This window comes from Phenylobacterium sp. (genome assembly GCF_004297125.1).
GTDB lineage: Bacteria > Pseudomonadota > Alphaproteobacteria > Caulobacterales > Caulobacteraceae > Phenylobacterium.
The window spans coordinates 105,486-128,998 of record NZ_SCVD01000039.1; the positions used below are offsets into that span (position 1 = coordinate 105,486).

Here is a 23,513-nt window from a genome sequence, read left to right on the forward strand (position 1 = left end):
GCTTCAGGCGATCGGTCTTGGAGGTCGCTTTACGCCCGGCGGGGGATGCGGGCGCGCCGCCTGGTCCACGGCGATCTCGAAGCGCGACCCCGTGACGGTCGGCGTCGGAAGGGAGAACGGTTGCGGCAGGTCCGCGACCACGCCCGCCATGACCACGCAGGCCGCGATGCACGCGTCGCTGCGCTTCGCGCCATGCGGATCGCAGCATTGCATGTCCGCCATGTCGCCGACGGCCGGGGCTGCATGCGCTTCGGGCGACAGCATCTGGCCGGACGGGTCCATGTCCAAATGCGTGCAGGCGCGCTGCGCCGCGCCCGCGTTCAACGGAGCCACGAGAAGGGCGAGCACGCCGAGGAGGGCGAGGAGCCGAGGCATCCGGAGAACCCTAGCCGTTGTCCGTCGCGCCGTCACCGGGCTACTGGGCGGAGACGGGGGCAAGCACGCCCAGTACGCTGACCAGGCCCAGCACCGCCAACCCGGCCAAAGCCTCCATCGTGATACTGCGGCGCAACTCGGCTAGGGCAAGCCCGGGCTGGCCGCGCGCGAGGGCCGCGTTCAAGGCCGGCGTCAGGTGAAAGCGGTTCGATGCCGCCATGCCCAGCATCCCCACGAAGAGGGCAAGCTTGATGAGCAGGAGCCAGCCGTAGGCAAAGTCCGTCATGGCGAAGATCCGGGTCGGTCCGACCAGGAACCAGCTGTTGACCAGCCCGGTCAGGATCAGCGCCGCGACGACCAGCGACCCGATACCAGAAAAGCGCGCCAAAGCCGCGTGGGTCGCGGGCAGGTCGGGCTCAGGGGTCCGCCGCGTCGAAAGGAGCAGCGCCAGGGCCATCAGGGCGCCCAACCAGACGCCGGCGGCCAGGAGATGGAGAACGTCCGCGGCGGCATGGATCGCGCCGGCCGGACCCGGCTCGGCCGCCCCATGTCCGGTCCAGGCAAAGCTGGCGAGCGCGACCGCGCCCAGGCCGCTCGACATCCCCCAAAGGCCGCGGCCGGCCGGCACGCGAAGCACGAAGGCCAAGGCGAGCACGGCGGCGGCTACGCGAACGAGGATCGCCGCACCAAACGCCGTCTCCCCGACCACGATCGCCAGCATCTCGCGGTCGAACGCTGCGGCGGGCTCGCCGGCCATTACCGCGGTCTGGGCGAGGAGCGAGACGAGCGCGCCGAGCGCGAGCACCGCGGCGCTGGCGCCCCAGAGCCGCCGGGGCCAGGGCAGCGCCAACGCGGGCGCGCCCCGGTATCCGTAGATCAGGAACAAGGGCGTCCCGAACAGGATGGCGCCGGCGGCGAACTGCGCCAGCCGGGCGACGACGACCAGGATGTCCATGGCGTCAGCGGACGGTGAAGTCGACCTTGCCTTGCATGCGATGGGTGTCGGCGGTCACGGCGTGCCACTTGACGGCGTAGGCGCCGGGCGCGAGCGGCGCGGCCGGCGTTACGATCAGGGTCAGGCCGTCCTTGGCGACGCTGGCCTTCGCGGCCACCGGCATGTTGTTCATGCCGGGCATCACCACTTCGGCGCCGGAGAGCTTCGCCTGCAGCGTCTCGTTGAACTTGAGCACGATCTGCTTCGGGGCGACGACCGTTGCGGCGTTGGCGGGGGTCGAACTCACGAGCTTGGCATGCGCCCAGGCGGACGTGCCGGTGGCGGCCAGGGCGAAGGCGGCCAGGGCCGCGCAAGCGGTACGATTCATCGGTGATCTCCTCGCGCCCCTCTGGGGGCGTTTGTCATGGATACGCGCCGCAGGACCGCAATCCCTCAGGCGCCGCGGTCGCCGCGTCTCGGCGCGTTTTGCGTGAGGGGCGTGGGCAGGGCGATGCGTATACGAGGGCAAGCTTGCTGCGCGCCTCGCGGGCGCAGCCGACCTCTGTCCGGGATCCACGATGCAGAATGATGTCAGCCGCCGCCACCTCTTGCGCGGCGCGGGCCTGATCGGCGGCGGCCTGGCCGCTGGCGCGCTGTTCCCCGGTTGGGCGCAGAGCGCCACGCCGGGTCTCTCGACCCTGCCCACGCTCTCCGGCGAGGACATCAAGCTGACCATCGGCCATAGCGCCCTGAAAGTGGACGGCCGCACCGGTCACGCCGTGACCATCAACGGCACGGTGCCGGCGCCACTGATCCGGCTGAAGGAAGGCCAGACCGTGCGCCTGCACGTGACCAACACTCTGGACGAGGAGACCTCGATCCACTGGCATGGCCTCCTGGTGCCGTTCGAGATGGACGGCGTGCCGGGCGTGAGCTTTCCCGGCATCCCGCCCGGCCAGACCTTCGTCTACGAGTTCCCGATCCGGCAGAGCGGCACCTACTGGTATCACAGCCATTCCGGCCTGCAGGAGCAGGAGGGGCACTATGGACCGATCGTCATTGATCCCGCAGGGCCCGACCCCGTGGCCTATGACCGGGAGCACGTGGTGGTGCTGTCGGACTTCAGCTTCCTGCACCCACACGCGATCTTCAAGAAGCTCAAGCAGCAGGGTGGGATCTTCAATTACCAGAAGCAGACGATCGCCGGCTTGCTGGCCGGGAAGGACCAGACGCTGCAGGAGCGGCTGGAGTGGGCGAAGATGCTCATGGACCCCACCGACATCTCCGACGTCACGGGCGCGGTCTACAAGTTCCTGATCAATGGCCACGGTCCGAACGACAACTGGACGGGCTTGTTCGCGCCCGGCGAGCGGGTGCGGCTGCGGTTCATCAACGCCGGGGCGCAGACCATCTTCAACGTCCGCATTCCCGGCTTGAAGCTGACGGTAGTGGCGTCGGACGGCCAAAACGTGCGTCCGGTCGAGGTGGACGAGTTCCAGATCGGCAACGCCGAGACCTACGATGTCATCGTCCAGCCGACCGAGGACCGGGCCTTCACCGTCGTCTCGGAGGCGGTGGACCGGTCCGGCATGGGCCGGGCGACCCTGGCGCCCCGCATGGGGATGACCGCCGAGGTTCCGCCGCTTCGAGCGCGGCCGCTCGGCACGATGAAGGACATGGGCATGGACATGTCGTCCATGCACGGCGGCGGTGCGGCGGGGGGAGTTGTCGCCATGCCCGGGATGGACCACGCGGCGATGGGACATGGGGCCGCGGGCGTCGCGCCGGGCATGGCGCCGCCGCGAGTGCGTGGGTCCGACGCCATGGGCGACATGGGCGGCATGGAGATGTCCATGCGTGACGGCCTCAATGCGCCGCAGGTGAAGCTTGGTCCGGGGGTGCAGACGATCGCCCCCTCGCCGATGGACCGCACGGGCGAGCCGGGGCAGGGGTTGGAAAGCGTCGGCCACCGGGTGCTGGTCTACAAGGACCTGATCGCGCTTGAGCCGAACCCCGACACGCGAGCGCCGTCACGGGCGATGGAAATTCGCCTCACCGGCAACATGGAACGGTTCATGTGGGGCTTCGACGGACGCAAGTTCAGCGAGAAGCCGAAACCCTACACCCTGCGGGCCGGCGAGCGGGTGCGGGTGACGTTGGTCAACGACACGATGATGACCCACCCGATCCACCTGCACGGCCACTTCTTCGAGCTCGTCCATGGGCCTGTGGGGCACATGCCGCGCAAGCACACGGTCAATGTCCTGCCGGGAGGAAAGGTGGCCTTCGACGTCACCGGGGAGGCTGGCGACTGGGCCTTCCACTGCCACATGCTCTACCACATGCACGCCGGCATGTTTCAGGTGTTCGCGGTTCGGCCCAGCGACGGAGCCGCCGCATGAACCGGTTGCTTCTCGTGGCCCTCATCCCAGCGGCACTTGGGTCTCCGGCCTTCGCCCAAACCCCGGATCCGCACGCCGGCCACGCCATGCCGGCGGCCAAACCCGCAGCCAAGCCTGCGGCTAAACCCGCAACCGCACCTGCGGCCCGGACTCCGGCGACCTCGGCGGTCGATCCGCACGCAGGGCACGCCATGCCCGCGGCCAAGGTTGCGACTCCCGATCCTCATGCCGGCCACGCCATGCCGGGGGCGGCGCCTGCCGATCCGCACGCCGGTCACCAGATGCCGGCCGCCACGCCCGGGCCAGGCGCCGCGGACCCCCACGCCGGCCACCAGATGCCGATGGCGACCCAGACCGGCGCGGACCTGCCCGTAGGCGATGCGCCACCGCCGCCACCGCCGGGCGTAGCGCTCGCCGACGCGGTCTTTGGCGCGCAGAGCATGGAGCGCGCGCGCCAGGTGCTGCGCAACGAGCACGGCGGCGCCCGCGCCTCGCAGGTGATGATCAACCTCGCCGAGGCGGGTCTCGGAGATCGCGGCTATCGTTGGGAGGGCGAGGCCTGGTTCGGGAGCGACGAGCATCGCCTGGTGCTGAAGACGGAAGGCGAGGGGACGCGCGGCCATGGAGTCAAAGACGTCGAGGCGCAGGCGCTCTATTCCCGCCCCGTTGGGGTTTACACGGACTTCCAGGCGGGCCTACGCCACGACTTCAAGCCTGGGCCGTCAAGGACCTACGCGACGGTCGGTTTCGAGACCTTGATGCCCGGATGGGTGGAAGCCGCGGGCGCCCTGTTCCTGTCGCAGAAGGGCCATGTCTCCGCGCGATTGGAGGGCAGCACAGACTTCCGGCTGACCCAGCGCCTTGTGCTGCAGCCCCGCGGCGAGCTCAATTTCGCGGCGCAGGACGATGCGCGACGCGGCATCGGCGCCGGACTGTCCGACGCGGAGCTGGGCCTGCGCCTGCGCTACGAGGTCCGCCGCGAGTTCGCGCCCTATGTCGGGGTCGTCTGGTCGCGGAAGTTCGGCGACACCGCGGACTTCGCGAGGGCCGAGGGCGAGGACGCCGAGGATGTGCGCGCCGTGGTCGGACTGCGCGCCTGGTTCTGACGCCAGGCGCCGCCTCGGCCGGCCTCAGGCCATGGCGGGGCCTCGGAAGCCGCGCAGCCGAAGCGCGTTGGCCAGCACGCTGACGCTGGAAAGCGCCATGGCCCCAGCCGCGATCATCGGCGAGAGCTGCCATCCGAACGCCGGACAGAGGACGCCGGCGGCCACGGGGATCAGCAGGACATTGTAGCCGAAGGCCCAGGCGAGGTTCTGGCGGATGTTGGCGAGGGTCGCTCGCGACAGGCTGAGGGCGGTGGCGACGCCGCGCAGGTCGCCGCGCATCAGCACCACGTCGGCGCTCTCGATGGCGATATCCGTGCCCGCGCCCATGGCGACGCCGACATGGGCGGCGGCGAGCGCCGGGGCGTCGTTGACGCCGTCGCCGACGAACGCGGCGCGACCGAAGCGGGCCTCGAGGTCCTTCAACGCCGCGACCTTGCCGTCGGGAAGCACTTCGGCGACCACCTCGTCGAGGCCGAGCGCGTCGGCCACGGCGCGGGCGGTCCCAGCGTTGTCGCCGGTGATCATCGCGACCTTGACGCCGGCCGCGTGCAGTGCGGCCAGGGCCGCCGGAGTTGTCGGTTTGATCGGGTCGGACACCGCGATGATGGCGGCCAGCTCGCCGTCGACAGCCACGAACAGCGGCGTCTTGGCCTCTGCCGCCAAGCGGCCCGCTTCGGCGACGAGCGCGTCGATGGGGATGCCGAGCCGGGCCATGAACCGGTCCGCGCCCACCTGCACGAGCATCCCATCAACGAGAGCCTGGGCGCCGAAGCCGGGCACGGCTTCGAACCCCTCGACGCGCGCAACGCCAAGGCCCTTCTCGTCGGCCGCCGCGACGATCGCCGTCGCGATCGGGTGCTCAGAACGACTCTCGACTCCGGCGGCGAGCCGCAGCGCTTCGTCGGCCGCAAAGCGGCCAGCGGCCGTCAGGTCAGTGAGCACAGGCCGACCGAGCGTGAGCGTGCCGGTCTTGTCAAAGGCGACGACGCGGACGTCGGCGAGCGCCTGCAGGGCTTCGCCCTTGCGGAACAGGACACCGAGCTCAGCGGCCTTCCCGGTTCCCACCATGATCGAGGTGGGTGTAGCCAGGCCCATGGCGCAGGGGCAGGCGATGATCAGCACGGCCACCGCATTGACCAGGGCGAAGCCCAGTGCCGGGCTCGGCCCGAAAGCGAGCCAGGCGGCGAAGGTCGCGAGCGCTGCCACGATCACGGCCGGCACGAACCAGCCGGTGATGCGGTCGACGGTGGCCTGGATCGGCAGCTTGGCCCCCTGGGCCGTCTCCACCATGCGGACGATCTGGGCCAGCAGGGTGTCGCCGCCCACCTTGGTGGCGCGGAAACGAAAAGCGCCGGTCTTGTTGACGGTGCCGCCGACCACCGCGTCGCCGGGGCGTTTCTCGGTGGGGATCGGCTCGCCGGTGATCATCGACTCGTCGACGAAAGAGCCGCCTTCAACGACCTCGCCGTCAACGGGGAGCCGCTCGCCCGGGCGGACATCGACCACGTCGCCGACGGAGACCTCGCCGATCGGCACCTCGATCTCCCGCCCGTCCCGAAGGACGCGAGCGGTCTTCCCCTGCAGCGTCATCAGCCGGCGGATCGCCTCGCTGGTGCGGCCCTTGGCCTGGGCCTCGAACAGTCGGCCGAGCAGGATCAGGCTTACGATCACCGCCGCCGCTTCGTAGTAGACTTGGTTCGCGCCGTCCGGCAGCAGCGTCGGGGCAAAGGTCGCCACGACCGAGTAGGCGAAGGCGGCGGTCGCGCCCAGCACCACCAGGGAATTCATGTCCGGAGTCCGGCGCAGCAGGTTGGGAACGCCCTTGCGGTAGAAGCGCCATCCCGGACCGACGAGCACCAGAGTGGCCAGGACCAGACTGATCAGCCGCCAGGGCTGTTCCCCGATCGTCGCGGCAAGCCAATGGTGGGCCCCAGGGACGAAGTGGCGCGCCATCTCGATGAGGAACAAGGGCGCGGTCGCGAAGGCCGCGATCGTCACCGCCCGCTTCAGACCGGAGATTTCGGCGGCCCGGGCTTCGCGCTCGCGGTCGGCCATGTCCGTGGTGCGGGCGCCGACAAGCTCGGCGCCGTAGCCGACTGCCGCCACGGCGCGGACGAGAGCTGCGACGTCGGCGCCGCCCTCAAGCCGCCGGACCCGGGCTCGCTCGGTGGCGAGGTTGACCTCGGCGGACAGAACACCCGGATGGTCGGCCAGAGCGCGTTCGACGCGACCGACGCAACTGGCGCAGGTCATGCCGCTGATGTTCAGCTCCACGTCATCGGTCAGGATCTCATAGCCGGCCTTCCGGATGGCCTCGGCGACGGCGCCGGCATCGCCCGTTGGCGTCAATTCCACATGGGCGCGCTCGGCCGCCAGGTTGACGCTCGCGCGCGCCACCCCTGGGACTGCGGCGATGGCGCGTTCGACGTGGCCGACGCAACTCGCGCAGGTCATCCCGAGCACGGGAACTTCGATCGGGATGAGGGTGGTCTCGGGCATGGCGCGGTCTCCGGCAGGTCAACGCGCGCCCCAGATGGGGTTTCCCATCATGGGAAGGTCAAGGGAACCTTCGCATCGTCATGTCCTGGGCGCTTCATCTTGAGTGCTTCCAATAATGGGAAGGTCTGGAGCCGGCGTGTTGCCCGCTGAACTGCAACGCGGGCGCGAGCTTGACATCATGTCCACGCGTTCAGGGTGAAGCAGGCGGAGCCGCCGGCTGTTCATCTAAGTTGCGTGATGTCTGTTAAGCGGGCGCCCGGGCCCGGAGTCCCGTTTTCTTAAGCCGTTCGAAGATAGCCAAGTTATCGCGCGCTGGGCGTCCGGTAGGGGCATTTTATTGCCGACATGAAGGCATCGTGTCGGTTGACGTTCGGGGTTCATGGAATTGTCGCAAGTTCGTTCCGCGCCTCCGCTTCTCTTATGTATATACATAGCTTGACTTGCCCGCCGCGCTGACCGGACAAATGCGTCAGGTCGGACACGCTGAGCCTGGAACGGGCATGGTGTCGGGGCAACAGGGGGTAGTCATGACTGCATTTTCCAAGCGGCTCCTGTTCGCGAGCGCCTGTGCGTCGCTGGCGATGATCGGCGCGACGGCCGCCGCAGCACAGGAGGCTTCCGACGTCGGCGAGGTCATCGTCACGGGCAGCCGCATCAAACGCGCGGACATCGAAGGCGTCGGGCCGGCGACGGTGATTGGGGCGCCAGAGATCGCCAAGAGCGGCATCGTCAATGTCGAGACGATGCTACAACGCCTGCCGGCGGCGGCGGGCTACTCGGGCGGCCAGGGCAACGCCTATTGGGCGGCACGCGGCTGGGGTACGGCGACCGTCAATCTGCGGGGCCTCGGCATCAACCGGACCCTCGTGCTGCTCAACGGCCGCAGGTTGGTGAACGGCGGCACCGGCGCGAACAGCGCCCCTGACCTGAACACCATTCCCGCCTCCATCATCGGCCGGATCGAGGTCCTGAAGGACGGCGCCTCGGCGATCTACGGCACCGACGCGGTGGCCGGGGTCGTCAACATCATCACGCGCACCGACATCGAGGGCTTCGAGCTCGCCGCCCGCTACGGCGTCAGCGACGAGGGCGACGGCACCGACTTTACGGCTGATGCGGCCTACGGCCTGCGCAATGAGCGCGGCGGCCTGCAGTTCGCGGCCAGCTACCAGGTGACCCAGCCGGTCAACATGTTCAGCCGCGCCGGCTGTCAGAAGAGCGGCGCGACAGGGACCCTGATCTGCCTCGGCAGTGGCTCCACCGCCGGTGGGCGCGCGTCGCTGCCCAACGGCCAGATCATCAACTTCACGGGCGGCAACGCTTTCGAGCCGTACAGCGCCGCGCGGCACGGCTTCCAGGCCAACAACTACCTCAACGCGGTCAATCCGCTCGAACGCCTGACCACCGGGGTGTTCGGTGACTACCAAGTCACGGACGGCATCCAGCTCTTCGGGGAGCTCCTCTACACCCACCGCAAGACCGATCAGAGCTCGTCCCCCGGCACCCTCACCAATCTGATCGTCGCGGCCAACAACCCGACCAACCCGACGGGTCAGCAGGTCACGGTGATCCAGCGCCGCCTGGTCGAGGCCGGCTCGCGCGTCGCGTTCCAGGAGACCAACACCTACCAGGCGACCGCCGGAGCCCGCGGCAAGTTCTGGAAGGACTGGACCTGGGAGCTGGCCGGCAACTACGGCCGCAGCACCGGCACCGACGGCTTCACCAACATCGCCAACCGCCAGAACATCGCCAACACGCTCAACACCGCCGTCTGCTCGTTCGCGGCGGGGGCGGCAATCCCCTGCGCTGACTACCTCGGCCCGGGCGATGTCTCCCCGGCGGTGCTGAAGTACATCCTGGCCACCACCATCGACACCGGCGGCAATGAGACGACCAACTTCAGCTTCGACACGACCGGTACGCTCCTCGAACTTCCCGCCGGGCCGTTGCAGGCCGCCGCGGGCGTGATGTACCGCAAGGACTCGGGCTTCCGGAATCCCGACAACCTGATCGTCCTCGGCATCGCCAACTCCAATCAGCAGAGCCCCATCAAGGGCTCAGTGGAGGCGGTCGAAGGCTACGCCGAGCTCAGCGTCCCGCTGCTCAAGGACCTGCCGATGGTGGAAGCGCTGCGCTTCGACGGCGCGATCCGCTACTCGGACTACAAGCGTTTCGGCAGCGACGTGAACTACAAGGCCGGCCTCGACTGGTCGGTGGGCTACGGCCTGCGGGCTCGCGCGACCTGGGGCACCGCTTTCCGCGTGCCGAACGTGGCCGAGCTCTTCAGTGGCGTCACCCAAGGCCAACTCACCACGACGGACCCGTGCAGCCGCTATGCGACCAGCACGAACGCGACGCTGGTGGCCAACTGCCGGGCGACCGGGGTGCCGGCGAACTACATCCAGCCGAACAACGCGATCCTGACCACCACCGGCGGCAATGTGAACCTGACGCCGGAAGAAGCCGAGACCCTGACCCTGGGCCTGGTCTTCGAGCCGGAGTTCGTACCCGGCCTGTCCCTGACGTTCGACTACTTCAAGATCGACATCGACAACGCGATCCGGTCCATCACCGGATCGACGAAGCTCTCCGTCTGCTACAACACCCCGAACCTTGCCCACCCGTTCTGCTCGGCCGACAACTTCACCCGTGTCGCACTGACCGGCGAGGTCAACTTCCTGTCCTCGCAGCAGGTGAACGTCGGCGCCGAGACGGTGAAGGGCTATGACGCGGCCGCGACCTACGGCTTCGACGTGATGGATCTCCGCGCGACCCTGCAGGGAAGCGTCACCTACCTGAAGGAATACACCATCGTCCCGTTCCCGGGCGGAGCCCCGATCATCTACCGGGGCAAGATCGGTGGCGGGATCGGCGGCTATCCGAAGTGGCGCGGGCTGACGTCGCTCACGCTCGACGACGACAAGTGGAGCGCGAGCTACACCATCCAGTGGATCGGCAAGGCCACCGACGTCAACGCGGCGCCGACGGCCCTGGGCTACCGCACGCCCAACGTCTTCTACCACAACGCCCAGTTCGCATATCGGCTGAGGGAAGAGGCGACGATCGCGGTCGGGGTCGACAACATCTTCGAAGAGGATGCGCCCTACCTGCCGAGCTTCACGGACGGCAACACCGACACCTTCGTCTACGACCTGGTCGGACGCCGTGGCTACGTCCGCCTGACCTACAAGTTCTAGCCTGTCCCCCCTGAGGCGCTGGCGTGACCCCACACCCTGCCGGCGCCTCCCTCTGGGTTCGTCCATGATCCGCCTGCCCGCTCTCGCGCGCTCCACGCACAAGTGGCTGGCGCTCTTCGTCGGCCTTCAGGCCGTCCTCTGGACTGCCGGCGGCATCTACATGACGGCCGTCCACATCGACATCATTCATGGCGATCGGCTGGTGAAGGCGGCGCCTCAGCCCGCGCTGGCGTTGACCGGTCTCGTCGAGCCCGCGCATCTCGCGCACCTGCCGCAGGGCCTGAAAAGCGCCCGCCTGGAGACCCAGCTGGGGCGCGCCGTCTATGTGGTCGATGCGTCGGGCGGCAAAGCGCTGTTCGATGCGCGGACCGGGGAGAAACTCTCGCCGCTGGGCAAGGCCGGGGCCGAGGCGCGGGCCAAGGCGCTGTTCGCGGAGTCGGGCGCCATCGTCAGCACAGAGTATCTGACCAAGGCGCCGCTCGAGATGCAGACCCGGCATGTGCCGGTGTGGCGGGTCGAGTTTGAGGGCGCCTGGCGACCGACCTTCTACATCTCGCCATACACCGGCGAACTGGTGACCCGCCGGCATGACCTATGGCGGCTGTTCGACGTGGTCTGGATGCTGCACATCATGGACTACGACGACCGCCAGGACGTGAACAATATCCTCCTGCAAGGCTTCACCTGGCTGACCGTGCTCGGGTCCGCGACCGGCGGTTGGTTGCTGCTCTACAGCTTCCGGCGCCGTCGCCGGCGAAGGGCGGCCTGACGCCAATGTTCCTCGTGCGCACCCTCCACAAGTGGTTTGGCCTCGTCCTGGGTCTGCAGTTCCTGATCTGGGCGCTGAGCGGCGCGGTGATGGCGCTGCTCGATCATCACAAGGTGAGTGGCGAGCACGCCGTCCTGCCGGTGGCCCAACTCGCGTCCGGCCTGAACCCGGCGCCGCTGGCGGCGGTCGAAGCGGCTGTCGGCGCACCGGTGACGGGCCTCGAACTGAAGCCACTCTTCGACCGATGGGTCTATCAGGCCGAGACGCCAAGCGGCGTCCGCTTGCTCGACGCCGAGACCACGCGACGCATTGAAGTGGATGCAACGGCAGCGCGCACCCTCGCGGTCGCACGCTACGCCGGCGCGGCTTCGGTGGAGCGCGTGGATCTCGTCACCGCCTCGACCCACGAGACCCGCGACATGGCGCTTCCGGTCTGGCGCGTGGGCTTCGCGGATGCCGACCACACGGCGTTGTTTGTCTCGCGCGCCACCGGCGAAGTGCTGGGTGCGAAAACGGACACCTGGCGGCTATGGGACATCGCCTGGATGCTCCACATCATGAACTACGGCGACCGCCAGAGTTTCAACCATCCGCTGATCGTGACGGTCGCTACGGGCGTGACGTGGCTGGCGTTGAGCGGGCTGATCCTGCTGTTCCGCGCCTTCCGACCCTCCGACGTCGCCTGGATCGCCGCGCCGTTCGAGCGACTTGCCGCGCGCCGACGTGGGCGCGCGCGTGTCATCGGGACGCCATCGGCTGGCGAATGAGACATCCGTCATCTCCAACCCGCGCAGGACCTCTCCTGACCGGACAACACGAAAGGGTATCCAAGTGAGGCTCGCCACGATCCTGATCTCGTGCCTGCTGCCGGCGACGGCCTTCGCCCAGACGGCCGCCGTCAAGCCGAAGACCACGGTGCCGGCCACCGATATCTCGCCGTCCTACGTCCAGCTCGCCAAGAACGTCGAGGTGATCCCGAACATCGAGGACGCGGTGAAGGGAAAGGCCGCGATCCCGACCCACGAGGGGACATTCGGGGCGCTGCTGTTCGCAGAAGAGACGCGGGCCTTCTTCATTGAACTGCAGCCGGGCATGTTCCTGGCCGAGCATCCGCATGACATCGGCAGCATCATCTACACCGTGCGCGGGAAGTGGGTGCTGGCCAGCGAGCACAAGCGCCAGGTGATGGAGGCCGGCTCGCTCTTCCGCTTCGGCGACAACATGCCCACCGGATGGGAGGCGCCGTTCAACGAGCCGGCGCTGCTGCTCGTCGTCAAGCCGAAGGGCGAGACCAAGGACTACGACATCTTCAGCCGCGGCCTGAAGGCGATGCAGTCGTCGACCGACAAGGACCGCAAGGCGGGCAAGATGCAGTTCTACTACAGCGAGCTGAAGCCGGATGATCCGGCGATCGCCTTCGCGCGCAGCGTCAACCCGAACTTCGACGCCGTCCTGAAGATCAAACCGTGATGGGAGCGCTGCCCGTGCACATCTCGCGCCGCCTGCTGGCGGCCTTCGCGGCGCTGTGCCTGCACGGCGCAGCGACCGCCCCCGTGCTCGCGGCTCCGGCCGCGAAGCCAGTGGCCTGGAAGGCCGTCCCGTCCGTCGACCTGGCCGCCTTCAACAAGGATCTGGAGCCCGGCAAGCTCACGATGGATGTGGTGATCTACATGCCGTCGAACTTCGATCCGGACTTCAACAAGCTGACCCTGGAACAGATGCTGCAGGGCGTCCGGGCGGCCAAGGAAATCTACCGGCCGACCGGGGTCCAGATCAACCTCGTGGCGGTCAAGACCGGGGCGATCGAGCCACGGTTCCTGGCCATCCAGGCCAACGAGATCCCCAGGGTGCCGGACACCGAGTACATCAACATGTACCAGGGCAACACGCGGCATCCGAGCGAGTTGACCGGCATGGCGCTCCAGGCCTTCCAGAGCATCATCGAGCCCCGGAAGGACAGCGATCGCACCATCTACCTGATCGGCTTGCAGGACGTGATCATGCCGTTCCTCGACCGGTCGGACGCCCGGAACTGGACGGTCAAGATGGTGCGGACGGGGGGCCTGTCGTTCCCGTCCTACTCATACTGGAACACCATCCCGCGGGCCTATCGGGGGGCGATCACCATCGACAACCTCTCGACGGCCAGCCGGGCGCGGCGGACCATCGCCCACGAGATCGGCCACAAGGTCATGAACGTGAGCCACGAGTACAAGGAGACGAGTCCCGCGCACGAGGTCTACGCCGACGGCGGCTTGATGCTCTACGGCTCCGGCGAGGACATCCCCTCCGGCGCCGCGGGTCGCTGGCACCTGGAGCGGCTGCTTATGTCGCCGTACCTCTATCGCCTGAAGAGCAATGGGACCAAGCAGTGGAACCCCGACTACAAGGACGGCGGCCACTACTACGACCCGCTCTACGGCGACAAGGTTGTGCGCTTCAAGGGCACGCCCAACATGGACCCAAACTGGTGATCCCGGCGGGGCCCGCGACAAGATCAGTCAGATGCGCCTCGCCTCGCGGATCGACGCTTGCGCCTGGGCCGCTCGCCGTCAACCTCGGCCGTGACCGGGCCGGCTGAGGCGCCGTTCCCAACTCCCCGCTCATCTGTTCTGGAGACAACGATGTACAAAATCCTCGCCCCGCTCGCCGCCGTCGCGATGCTCCTTGTGGCCGCGCCCGCCGCCGCCCACGACGAGAAGCCGGTCGCCGGCCAAGTCACCGCGGTGACGGCCAAGTCGATCAACATCAAGACGAGCGACGGTCAGGTCGTGACCCTGGAGGTCGATAGCAACACCCGTGTGATGAAGGACGGGAAGCGGCTGACCCCCAAGGATGTGAAGGTCGGGCAATCGGTGAAGGCGCTGGGCTTCGGTGACAGCATGAAGGATCTGGTGGCGATCGACGTGACGATCACCGCCCCGGGCAAGGGCGGCTGAGCCCGTCGAACCGCGCCTGGCAGTCACGCCCGTGAAAACCGCTCTCCTCGCCGCCCAGGGCCTGGGCCGCCGGCCGCTCGGCATCGTCCTGCTGTTGGCGCTTCTGGCCGCCGGCCCGGCCCTGGCCCATGGCATCGGCGGCAAGGACGCCGCCTTCGTCGCGGCCACCACCGGGCCGGACGTCATTCCGTTCCTCTACCTCGGCGCCAAGCACATGGTGACGGGGTACGACCACCTGCTGTTCATTCTGGGCGTCATCTTCTTCCTCTATCGGATGAAGGACGTGGCCCTCTATGTGACGCTGTTCTCGGTTGGCCACTCCCTGACCCTGCTCGCCGGGGTCCTGGGACAGATCGCGGTGAACCCGTACCTGGTGGACGCGGTGATCGGCCTGTCGGTCGCCTACAAGGCCTTCGATAACCTGGGCGGCTTCCGGACGCTGTTCGGGGTGCAGCCCGATCCGCGGGCAGCCACCTTCGGCTTCGGCTTGATCCACGGCTTCGGCCTGGCCACCAAGCTGCAGGCGCTCGAGCTGCCGTCGAACGGCCTGATCATCAACATGCTGTCGTTCAATGTCGGCGTGGAGATCGGCCAGATGATCGCGCTGACCTTCATGCTGGCGTTGATCATGGTCTTGCGGACGCTTCCCGCCTACCGGCGCATGTCCGTCGCCGCCAACGTCCTGCTGATGCTGGCAGGGTTCGTCCTCATCGGCTTCCAGCTCGGCGGCCTCGTCTATGGAGACCCGGCGTGATGTCGGACGCAAAGACCCCCCTGGCGTCGCCCGAGGGCGCCGCGCCCTCCAAGCGCTCGCTGTTGATCTCGATCGGCGCCGCGGCGGCCACCGCCATTGTCATCACCTTCGCCGCCGTCTTGCCGGCCGAGTACAACAAGGACCCCCTCGGGCTCGGGCGGCTGACGGGGCTCTCGCGTCTCTGGGCTCCGGAAGAGGTCCTGGTCGCGCCCGCCGCGGCGGGCGTACCGGCGGCCATCCGCCAGCCCGCCGCGTTCCGCAGCGACACGTTCGAAATCCCGCTGGCTGCGGACGGCGATGAGGGCCGGCGCAATGCGCTGGAGTTCAAGGTCCGCCTGCCGAAGGGCGCAAGCCTGGTCTACAGCTGGCAGGCGGACGGTCTCGCGATCCCGGAGGATCTGATGTTCGACTTCCACGGCCACACCGTGGCGGCCGACGCCAAAGGCGGTCCGGTCAGCGTGGCCGACTACGAGAAGTCTAGCGGCGCGTCCGCCCACGGCTCCCTGACCGCGCCGGTCGACGGCATCCATGGCTGGTACTTCCGCAACCGCTCGGCCCAGCCGATCAAGGTTCGGCTGAAACTGTCCGGCTTCTACCAGCTCGTGCCGTCCGGCGAGGAAGGCAATCTGCCGGGAATCCAGCCTGTGGGCGCGACGCCCGCCGCCGTGCCTTGAACCGACGAAGGAAGATCGCCATGACCCGCAAGCCGCTCCTGGCGCTCGCCCTCGGCGCGCTCGGGCTTCTCGCAAGCTCGGCCGGCGCCCACGAGATGTTCCTGAAGCCGGCGCAGTTTCATCTGGAGCCGGGCGCCAAGACGGTCGTCGCGCTGTTCAACGGGACGATCGACAAGAGCGAGAACCCGATCACGCGCGACCGCATGAAGGCGGTCTCGGTGGCGGCGGGCGGCAAGATCAGCGCCCCGTCGGCCACCCAGTGGCGCGACGACCAGGTGACATCCTACCTCGACCTGACCGTGGCGGGACCCGGCACCTATGTGGTGGGCGTATCGACGGCGCCAAAGATCATTGAGCTCTCCGCGGACAACTTCGATGGGTACCTGCAGCACGACGGCATCGAGGACACGCTCAAGGCGCGTCAGGCCGAGAAAGGTCCGCGGACGCCGGTTCGGGAGCGCTACTCGAAGCACGTGAAAACCATCCTGCAGGTGGGAGCGGCGCGAACCGATGATTACGCGCGGCCGCTGGGCTTCCCGGCCGAGATCCTGCTGACGCAAAACCCCGCGGCGGTGAAAGTGGGCGACACGCTGGCCTTTCGGACGCTGATTAAGGGCCAGCCGATGGCCGGGCAGCTGGTCTATGCAAGCTATGAGGGCGCGCCCCACGGAAGCGGCCATGCCGGCGCGGCGAAGCTGCGCACGGACGCAGACGGGACGGCGTCCTTCAAGGTGACGGCCGCCGGGCGTTGGTACATCACCCTCATCAACATGCAGAAGGCGACGGGCGACGCGACCTACGAGTCGAACTGGTCGACGCTGACCTTCGAGATTCGCTGATCGGGCCATCGCAGCGGCCTGCGGGTTCCAGCGAGCTGCCGGGAATTCCACCGCCAGGCCGCACAGGACTGGGTGAACCCGTCGTTCCAGGGACGGATGCCGCTACCCGCAGGCGAAGCACCAATGGTAGGGCGGGCGGAACATGGTGATCAGCCGCCCGAAGGCGATCACCCCCACCCACGAAAGCAGGGAGATCGCCGCGATCACCTTGACGGGGAGGCGCGCCTCCTCCTCCGCCCCCGCTTCACCGACCCGTTGCGGGAACGCCGTGTAGAACACCGCCACGTTCGCGGCGGCGATCCCCATGCAGGCCAGCTTCAACCGGAACGCGGGATTGAACATGTACTGGTCCGGCGCACTGACGAAAAAGAGCAGTCCGGACAGGGCGCTCACCACGAAGGCCCCGACGCCGAAGGGGACCAACCGGTGGAGTGCGCGCATCGGAACGGCCCGCGCCAGGCCGAGTGCGCGGAGGTCGAAGAGCCCTACCGACCCCAGCAGCACCGACAGCGCGACGAAGTGGATCACCTCCACGGCGGGCCAGCCGAATGCGGTGTTCATGAAGGCGTAGATGCCGGTGGCGTGGCCGAATGCGGCGACGGAGTCTGCGTTCACTTCAACCCACCAGCAGCATCTTGTGGGTGTAGGCGAGGAACTTGCCGGCTGCCAGCGTCGCGATCCACAGCGCCGCGCCGAGTGCGGCGAGTTTCGGAGCCCAACTCGGTACAGTCGCGACATTCGCGGCAAAGACCCAGCGCTGCAGGTTCCAGGCGATCGCCGCGGCCGATGCGGCCATAGCGAGCTTTGCGTAGAACAGGGGATTGGTCAGCGCCTTCGCGGGATACGCGGCCACGAGCAAAAGTCCGGAGACGGCCGCGGCTGCCAGCGCCCAACCCAGGACTCGCGTGAGACGTCCGAACGCTGGCAGCGGCACGGCGGAGGCCAATCCGAGCAGACGTGCACACGACGCAAGCGCCAGACCGACGATCGCACCCATCGTCAGCGTGTGAAGGATCAACAGAGCGAACAAGGCCCATGAGGATTCGCGCAGCCAGGTAGCGAACGCGCTTTGCTCCAACCCAGCGACCTGGTCCATGTTCTCTCGATGCGCGCCGTCTCTTAGGCCCGAATTTGCGCTTGAGCTTGGCTGGAAGTCCAGAAGCCCGGCCAGCCCACACGCCGCTGGCGGCGGGGGATGATCTTCAGGCCCGGGTGTCGGAAATCGTCAGCCAGACGACGATCGCTTGAGCTTCGGCCGAGGCCTCGACGCTCGCAACAGTTCGCGACAAGACGCCGTCGTATCGGTCGAGCTGGTGAAACTCGCCGGCGCTGTGAACCTCCACACCATCTGCGAGCGCGAAGACCAGGCAGGCGGCGGCCATCGGAGGAAGGTCCAAATGTGAGGTCACCCGGTCGACCCGCGCGATGGCTGCGCCGCGACGGGTCATCACATTCAAGTCCAGCACCGGCCCCGCTGTCAGCTGCGCGCTGGTTAGGGCCGCGCCGTCGAAGGCCAGTGGCGCACTGCAAGGCGAAAGGTCGAACACACCGGCGTCCTGGACGGTCAGGCGCAGGGCGCCCTCAAGGACGGTCAGCACGCGGTCGATGCCCGGGAAGCTGGAGAACGGCCCGTCCTCGCGCACCTCGGCCATGCTGATCCGCCAGGCGAAGTCGTCGAACCCCGAGCCCGGCGGCCAGGCGGCGATTTCGCGAGTGACGCCGCCGCCATTCTTCCAGGGGACCGCCGCCCGGTCCGCCGCGCGTAGGACGCTGAGGGTCACCCCAGGATGCCGGGCAGGTCGAGCTGCTTCTCGCGCGCCACCTGGAGCGCGATATCGTAGCCGGCGTCGGCGTGGCGCATGACGCCGGTGGCCGGGTCGTTCCAGAGCACGCGGGCGATCCGCTTGGCGGCGGCATCCGTGCCGTCGCAGACGATGACCATGCCGGCGTGCTGCGAGAAGCCCATGCCGACGCCGCCGCCGTGGTGCAGCGAGACCCAGGTGGCGCCGGACGCGGTGTTTAGCAGCGCGTTCAGCAGCGGCCAGTCGGAGACCGCGTCGGTGCCGTCGCGCATGGCCTCGGTCTCGCGGTTGGGAGAGGCGACGGAGCCTGAGTCGAGGTGATCGCGGCCGATGACGATGGGGGCCTTCAGCTCGCCCGAGGCGACCATCTCGTTGAACGCCAAGCCCAGCCGGTCGCGCTCGCCCAGACCCACCCAGCAGATGCGGGCAGGCAGACCCTGGAACTTGATCTTTTTGGCCGCCATGTCGAGCCAGTTGTGCAGGTGCGGATTGTCAGGGATCAGTTCCTTCACCTTGGCGTCGGTCCTGGCGATGTCCTCGGGATCGCCCGACAGGGCCGCCCAGCGGAACGGGCCGATGCCGCGGCAGAACAGCGGGCGGATGTAGGCCGGCACGAAGCCCGGGAAGTCGAAGGCGTTGGCGACCCCCGCCTCCTTGGCCATCTGGCGGATGTTGTTGCCGTAGTCGACGGTGGGGACGCCCGCCGCCTGGAAGTCCAGCATCGCCTGGACGTGCTCGGCCATGGAGGCCCGGGCGGCTTCCTCGACCTGCTTGGGATCCTGGTCGCGCATGGCGGCCCAGCGTTCCAGGGTCCAGCCCTTGGGCAGGTAGCCGTTCACCGGGTCGTGGGCAGAGGTCTGGTCGGTGAGCAGGTCGGGCTGCACGCCACGGGTGAACAGCGCGGGCAGCAGCTCGGCGGCGTTGCCCAGCAGGCCGACCGAAATCGGGGTCTTGTCGCGACAGGACTGTTCGATCCAGGCCAGGGCTTCGTCCACGTCGGTGGTCGCCCGGTCGAGGTAGCCGGTGCGCAGGCGCATATCGATGCTGGACTGCTGGCACTCGATCGCAAGGCAAGAGGCGCCTGCCATCACCGCCGCCAGCGGCTGGGCGCCGCCCATGCCGCCCAGGCCGGCGGTCAGCAGCCAGCGGCCGGAGAGGTCGCCGGCATAGTGCTGGCGCCCCATCTCGACGAAGGTCTCATAGGTGCCCTGAACGATGCCTTGGGCGCCGATGTAGATCCAGGAGCCGGCGGTCATCTGGCCGTACATGGCCAGGCCCTTGCGATCGAGCTCGTTGAAGTGGTCCCAGGTGGCCCAGCGCGGCACGAGGTTCGAGTTGGCGATCAGCACGCGCGGCGCATCGGCGTGGGTGCGGAACACGCCCACCGGCTTGCCCGACTGCACCAGCAAGGTCTCGTCGTCCTCCAGCCGGCGCAGCGTCTCGACGATCTTGTCGAAGCTCTCCCAGTCGCGCGCCGCCCGCCCGATCCCGCCATAGACCACCAGCTCCTCCGGGCGCTCGGCTACGTCGGGGTGCAGGTTGTTCATCAGCATCCGCAGGGGCGCTTCGGTGAGCCAGCTCTTGCAGGAGAGCTCGGTCCCGGTGGCGGGGCGGATCACACGGGTCTTGTCGAGGCGGGTCATGCTTTGGCGAAGTCCAGGCAGGCGTTGAGGACGTTGGTCAGGGCAGCGCGCATCGGGGCGGCACGCACCTCGACGTAGGGCGTGGGCCAGATGGCCGAGGTCAGCAGGCCGGGCGGCTCGTCCATGTAGCCGCGGCAGGCGAGCTCCATCTGGATGGCATGGACGCCGTCGGCCGGGCGACCGTAGTGGCGGGTGGTCCAGCCGCCTTTGAACCGGCCGTTGGTGACCCGGCTGAACGCGCTGGCGCCGCACGCGGTCTCGACCGCAGCGGTCAGGTCCGGGTCGCAGCTCGCGCCGGAGTTGGTCCCGATGTTGAAGTTGGGCAGCAGGTCGTCGAACAGCCGCGGGATCGCCGAGCGGATCGAGTGCGCCTCGTACAGCACCACGCGCCCGTGGATCGCACGCAGCCGGTCGAGTTCGGCCTGCAAGGCGGCGTGGTAGGGATCGAAGTAGTCTGCCCGCCGCTGGGCGATCTCAGCCTCGTCGGGCTCACGCCTCCGGTACAGCGGCTCGCCGTCGAAGGTGCTCGTGGGGCAGAGCCCCGTGGTCGCCTGACCCGGATAAAGCGACGCGCCCGACGGGTCGCGGTTCACGTCGATGACGGTGCGGCTGATCCCCGTGCGGATCGTCGTCGCGCCCAGCGACGGGGCGAAGTCGTACAGCCTCTCGATCCACCAGTCGGCGTCCTTGCGGGCCAGCCAGGGCGAGATCAGCCGCGCCGCGATCCCCGTCGGCAGGTCAGTCCCGGTGTGCGGGAAGCTGACGACCAGAGGTGCGTCGCCACGATGGATCTGCAGCCAATCGGTCATGCGACCGCCGGCAACGGCAGCGTCGCCGCCTTTACAACATCGCCCTCGCACACCAGTCCGCTCGCCAGAGCGATGTCCGGGTGGAAGTGCCGGTCGTCCTCCAGGTGCGGGACGTAGGCGCGGAGCAGCCGTCGCACGCTCTCCAGCGCCGGGCTCGAGGTCAGGGGGCTATGGAAGTCGCAGCCCTGCGCGGCCGCCAGCAGCTCGATCCCCACCACCGACTGCACGTTCTTCGCCATCGCCATCAGCCGCCGCGCGCCGTGGGCGGCCATCGAGACGTGGTCCTCCTGGTTGGCCGAGGTCGGGATGGAGTCGACGCTGGCCGGGTAGGCCATCTGCTTGTTCTCGGAGACCAGCGCCGCGGCCGTCACCTGCGGGATCATGAAGCCCGAGTTGAGCCCGGGCTTCGGCGTCAGGAACGCCGGCAGTCCCGACAGCGCCGGGTCCACCAGCATGGCTACCCGCCGCTCGGCGAGACTGCCGATCTCGCACAAGGTCAGTGCGATCATGTCGGCCGCGAAGGCCACCGGCTCGGCGTGGAAGTTGCCGCCCGACAGCGCCTCGTCGGTATCCGAGAAGATCAGCGGATTGTCCGAGACGCCGTTGGCCTCATAGCCCAGCGTCGTCGCCGCCTGGCGCAGCACGTCCAGCGCCGCCCCCATCACCTGTGGCTGGCAGCGCAGGCAGTAGGGGTCCTGCACCCGCTCGTCGTCCTTCAGGTGCGAGGCGCGGATCGCCGATCCGGCCATCAGCGCCCGCAGCGCATCACCCGCCTCGATCTGCCCGGGCTGGCGGCGCAGCACGTGGATCCGGTGGTCGAACGGCGTGTCCGAGCCCTTGGCCGCCTCGGTCGAGAGCGCGCCGGTCACCAGCGCCGCCTGGAACACCCGCTCGGCCTCGAACAGACCGGCCAGCGCGTTAGCCGTCGAGAACTGTGTGCCGTTCAGCAGCGCCAGGCCCTCCTTGGGCCCCAGCGTCAGCGGCGCTAGGCCCGCATCGGCCAGCGCCTTCGCCGCCGAGGTCCGCACGCCCGCCACGTCAATCGCGCCGACGCCGATCATCGCAGCCGCCATGTGCGCCAGCGGGGCCAGGTCGCCCGACGCACCCACGGAACCCTGCGCCGGGATCACCGGCGTCAGACGCTTGGCGAGCAGCGCCTCCAGCAGCGCGATGGTGGCCGGCGCCACGCCCGAGGCGCCCTGCGCCAGGCTGGCCAGCTTCAACGCCAGCATCAACCGCGCGACCGGCTCGGGCGACGGCTCGCCGACGCCGGCGGCATGGCTCAGAACGATGTTGCGCTGGAGGGTCGCGAGGTCCTCTTCCCCGATCCGCACCGAGGCCAGCTTCCCGAAGCCGGTGTTGATCCCATAGGCCGGCTCGCCCTTGGCCACGATCCGGCCGACGGCCGCGGCGCTGGCCGCGATGGCCGCCGCGCTGCGGGGGTCCAGGCGCACGCCGGCGCCGCGATAGATCGCGCGCCACTCGCTGAGGGGAACGTCGCCGGGGCGGAGCGTCACCGCGTCCATGTGGTCTGGCCTCCGAATACGCGGGAATGCAGGGGGTTGAAGCCGACGCGGTAGACGAGCTCGGCGGGACGCTCGACGTCCCAAATGGCCAGGTCGCAGGCCTTGCCGACTTCAAGGCTCCCCAGGTGGTCCAACCGGCCCAGCGCGCGCGACGCCTCGCGGGTCACGCCGGCCAGGCACTCATCCACGGTCAGCCGGAACAGGGTCGCGGCCATGTTCATCGTCAGCAGTTGCGAGGTCATCGGCGAGGTGCCCGGATTGCAGTCGGTCGCCAGCGCCATCGGCACGCCGGCCGCGCGCAGCGCCTCGATCGGCGGCAGCTTCGTCTCGCGCACGAAGTAGTAGGCGCCGGGGAGCAACGTCGCGACGGTCCCGGCCGCCGCCATCGCCGCGATCCCGGCGTCGTCCAGGTGCTCCAGGTGGTCGGCCGACAGCGCCCCGAACTCCGCCGCCAGCGCAGCGCCGTTCAGGTTCGACAGTTGCTCGGCATGCAGCTTCACGGGCAATCCATGAGCCCGCGCCGCCTCGAACACGCGGCGCGTCTGCGCAGGCGTAAACCCGATCCCCTCGCAGAACGCATCGACCGCGTCGGCCAGCCCCTCAGCCGCCGCCGCAGGGATCATCTCGCGGCAGACGAGATCGATGTAGCCGTCGGCGTCGTCCCCGAACTCCGGCGGCAGCGCATGCGCGCCCAGGAAGGTCGTCACGATCCGGACCGGCCGCACATCCCCCAGCTTCCGCGCCGCCCGCAGCGACTTCAGCTCGTGCTCCAGCGACAGCCCGTAACCGGACTTCACCTCGACCGTCGTCACGCCCTCGGCGATCAGCGCGTCCAGCCGCGGCAGCGCCTGCGCGACCAACTCGTCCTGCGACGCCGCCCGCGTCGCCACCATGGTCGAGACGATGCCGCCGCCGGCCCGCGCGATCTCCTCGTACGACGCGCCGGCCAGCCGCAGCTCGAACTCCCGCGCCCGGTCGCCGCCGTAGATCAGATGCGTGTGCGGATCGATCAGGCCAGGTGTGATCCAGCGCCCGTCGCAATCGATGGTTTCCGTCGCGTCGAAGTTCGGGGCGTCCGCCGCCGAGCCCGCAAACAGGATGCGCCCGTCGTCGCACGCCAGGACGCCATCTGAAACCTCACCCAGCCCCGCTCGCGCGGGGTCGCGCAAGGCCAGTCGCGCATGGCGCCAGACCCGTTCGCAACGCAAGGCATCCTCCAGCCGGTCCCGAGGAAAAACCTAGCGG

Annotated in this window: 22 protein-coding genes; 11 read left to right on the plus strand and 11 right to left on the minus strand. The window is 68.7% G+C overall.

The window, feature by feature from the left end; all coding sequences use genetic code 11:
* Positions 1 to 3: 3 nt before the first annotated feature.
* The 3 genes from EPO51_RS25260 to copC are packed head-to-tail and all read right to left on the minus strand — an operon-like array spanning position 4 to position 1,697.
* Positions 4 to 375, minus strand: a complete 372-nt coding sequence (locus EPO51_RS25260; RefSeq protein WP_293356507.1) for a hypothetical protein — start codon at positions 373 to 375, stop codon at positions 4 to 6.
* Between the two features lie 40 nt (positions 376 to 415).
* Positions 416 to 1,330, minus strand: a complete 915-nt coding sequence (gene copD, locus EPO51_RS25265; protein ID WP_293356510.1) for a copper homeostasis membrane protein CopD — start codon at positions 1,328 to 1,330, stop codon at positions 416 to 418.
* Positions 1,331 to 1,334: 4 nt separating this feature from the next.
* Positions 1,335 to 1,697 (minus strand): copper homeostasis periplasmic binding protein CopC, encoded by a 363-nt coding sequence (gene copC / locus EPO51_RS25270; RefSeq protein ID WP_293356513.1) that lies wholly within the window; start codon positions 1,695 to 1,697, stop codon positions 1,335 to 1,337.
* 190 nt (positions 1,698 to 1,887) lie between these two features.
* Here copC and EPO51_RS25275 point away from each other — a divergent pair, with 190 nt between their 5' ends.
* Both EPO51_RS25275 and EPO51_RS25280 read left to right on the plus strand, forming a co-directional pair.
* Positions 1,888 to 3,711 (plus strand): copper resistance system multicopper oxidase, encoded by a 1,824-nt coding sequence (locus tag EPO51_RS25275; protein ID WP_293356516.1) that lies wholly within the window; start codon positions 1,888 to 1,890, stop codon positions 3,709 to 3,711.
* A 191-nt stretch (positions 3,712 to 3,902) separates the two neighbouring features.
* Positions 3,903 to 4,817, plus strand: coding sequence for a copper resistance protein B (locus EPO51_RS25280; RefSeq protein WP_363201403.1), 915 nt, complete (start codon positions 3,903 to 3,905; stop codon positions 4,815 to 4,817).
* Positions 4,818 to 4,841: 24 nt separating this feature from the next.
* Here the strand turns inward: EPO51_RS25280 and EPO51_RS25285 are convergent, their stop codons facing one another.
* The gene (locus EPO51_RS25285; protein WP_293356522.1) at positions 4,842 to 7,316 is read right to left on the minus strand and encodes a heavy metal translocating P-type ATPase; all 2,475 of its coding nucleotides are present in this window, start codon (positions 7,314 to 7,316) and stop codon (positions 4,842 to 4,844) included.
* Between the two features lie 527 nt (positions 7,317 to 7,843).
* On the opposite strand from EPO51_RS25285, the gene EPO51_RS25290 reads away from it, so the two are divergent.
* The 9 genes from EPO51_RS25290 (at position 7,844) to EPO51_RS25330 (ending at position 16,488) form a co-directional block, all read left to right on the plus strand.
* Positions 7,844 to 10,513 (plus strand): TonB-dependent receptor domain-containing protein, encoded by a 2,670-nt coding sequence (locus EPO51_RS25290; RefSeq protein ID WP_293356525.1) that lies wholly within the window; start codon positions 7,844 to 7,846, stop codon positions 10,511 to 10,513.
* Positions 10,514 to 10,577: 64 nt separating this feature from the next.
* Complete coding sequence (locus EPO51_RS25295; protein ID WP_293356528.1) at positions 10,578 to 11,282, plus strand: PepSY domain-containing protein; 705 nt, start codon at positions 10,578 to 10,580, stop codon at positions 11,280 to 11,282.
* Between the two features lie 5 nt (positions 11,283 to 11,287).
* Positions 11,288 to 12,049, plus strand: a complete 762-nt coding sequence (locus EPO51_RS25300; protein WP_293356531.1) for a PepSY domain-containing protein — start codon at positions 11,288 to 11,290, stop codon at positions 12,047 to 12,049.
* A 64-nt stretch (positions 12,050 to 12,113) separates the two neighbouring features.
* On the plus strand, positions 12,114 to 12,752 hold the full coding sequence (locus EPO51_RS25305) for a cupin domain-containing protein (RefSeq protein WP_293356534.1): 639 nt from the start codon (positions 12,114 to 12,116) through the stop codon (positions 12,750 to 12,752).
* Complete coding sequence (locus tag EPO51_RS25310; RefSeq protein ID WP_293356537.1) at positions 12,752 to 13,756, plus strand: zinc metalloprotease; 1,005 nt, start codon at positions 12,752 to 12,754, stop codon at positions 13,754 to 13,756. Before EPO51_RS25305 ends, EPO51_RS25310 begins: the two co-directional genes overlap by 1 nt.
* 150 nt (positions 13,757 to 13,906) lie before the next feature.
* Positions 13,907 to 14,221, plus strand: a complete 315-nt coding sequence (locus tag EPO51_RS25315; protein WP_293356540.1) for a DUF5666 domain-containing protein — start codon at positions 13,907 to 13,909, stop codon at positions 14,219 to 14,221.
* 31 nt (positions 14,222 to 14,252) lie between these two features.
* Positions 14,253 to 14,975 (plus strand): HupE/UreJ family protein, encoded by a 723-nt coding sequence (locus tag EPO51_RS25320; RefSeq protein ID WP_293356543.1) that lies wholly within the window; start codon positions 14,253 to 14,255, stop codon positions 14,973 to 14,975.
* Positions 14,972 to 15,649, plus strand: a complete 678-nt coding sequence (locus tag EPO51_RS25325) for a hypothetical protein (protein WP_293356546.1) — start codon at positions 14,972 to 14,974, stop codon at positions 15,647 to 15,649. Before EPO51_RS25320 ends, EPO51_RS25325 begins: the two co-directional genes overlap by 4 nt.
* 20 nt (positions 15,650 to 15,669) lie before the next feature.
* Complete coding sequence (locus EPO51_RS25330; RefSeq protein ID WP_293356549.1) at positions 15,670 to 16,488, plus strand: DUF4198 domain-containing protein; 819 nt, start codon at positions 15,670 to 15,672, stop codon at positions 16,486 to 16,488.
* Positions 16,489 to 16,590: 102 nt separating this feature from the next.
* On the opposite strand, the gene EPO51_RS25335 is transcribed toward EPO51_RS25330, so the two are convergent.
* The 7 genes from EPO51_RS25335 to hutI form a co-directional block, all read right to left on the minus strand.
* A complete protein-coding gene (locus EPO51_RS25335; RefSeq protein WP_293356552.1) occupies positions 16,591 to 17,103 on the minus strand; it encodes a hypothetical protein in 513 nt (170 codons plus the stop codon).
* A 1-nt stretch (position 17,104) separates the two neighbouring features.
* Complete coding sequence (locus tag EPO51_RS25340) at positions 17,105 to 17,584, minus strand: hypothetical protein (RefSeq protein ID WP_293356555.1); 480 nt, start codon at positions 17,582 to 17,584, stop codon at positions 17,105 to 17,107.
* A gap of 106 nt (positions 17,585 to 17,690) precedes the next feature.
* Positions 17,691 to 18,269 (minus strand): HutD/Ves family protein, encoded by a 579-nt coding sequence (locus EPO51_RS25345; protein ID WP_293356558.1) that lies wholly within the window; start codon positions 18,267 to 18,269, stop codon positions 17,691 to 17,693.
* Positions 18,266 to 19,933 carry a urocanate hydratase gene (gene hutU / locus EPO51_RS25350; protein ID WP_293356561.1) on the minus strand — a complete coding sequence of 556 codons (1,668 nt, stop codon included), beginning with the start codon at positions 19,931 to 19,933 and terminating at the stop codon, positions 18,266 to 18,268. Before hutU ends, EPO51_RS25345 begins: the two co-directional genes overlap by 4 nt.
* A complete protein-coding gene (hutG, locus tag EPO51_RS25355; RefSeq protein ID WP_293356564.1) occupies positions 19,930 to 20,742 on the minus strand; it encodes an N-formylglutamate deformylase in 813 nt (270 codons plus the stop codon). The genes hutU and hutG overlap by 4 nt, the downstream gene beginning before the upstream one ends.
* Positions 20,739 to 22,268 carry a histidine ammonia-lyase gene (gene hutH / locus EPO51_RS25360; RefSeq protein ID WP_293356567.1) on the minus strand — a complete coding sequence of 510 codons (1,530 nt, stop codon included), beginning with the start codon at positions 22,266 to 22,268 and terminating at the stop codon, positions 20,739 to 20,741. Before hutH ends, hutG begins: the two co-directional genes overlap by 4 nt.
* Positions 22,256 to 23,476 carry an imidazolonepropionase gene (gene hutI / locus EPO51_RS25365; protein ID WP_293356569.1) on the minus strand — a complete coding sequence of 407 codons (1,221 nt, stop codon included), beginning with the start codon at positions 23,474 to 23,476 and terminating at the stop codon, positions 22,256 to 22,258. Before hutI ends, hutH begins: the two co-directional genes overlap by 13 nt.
* Positions 23,477 to 23,513: the final 37 nt, after the last annotated feature.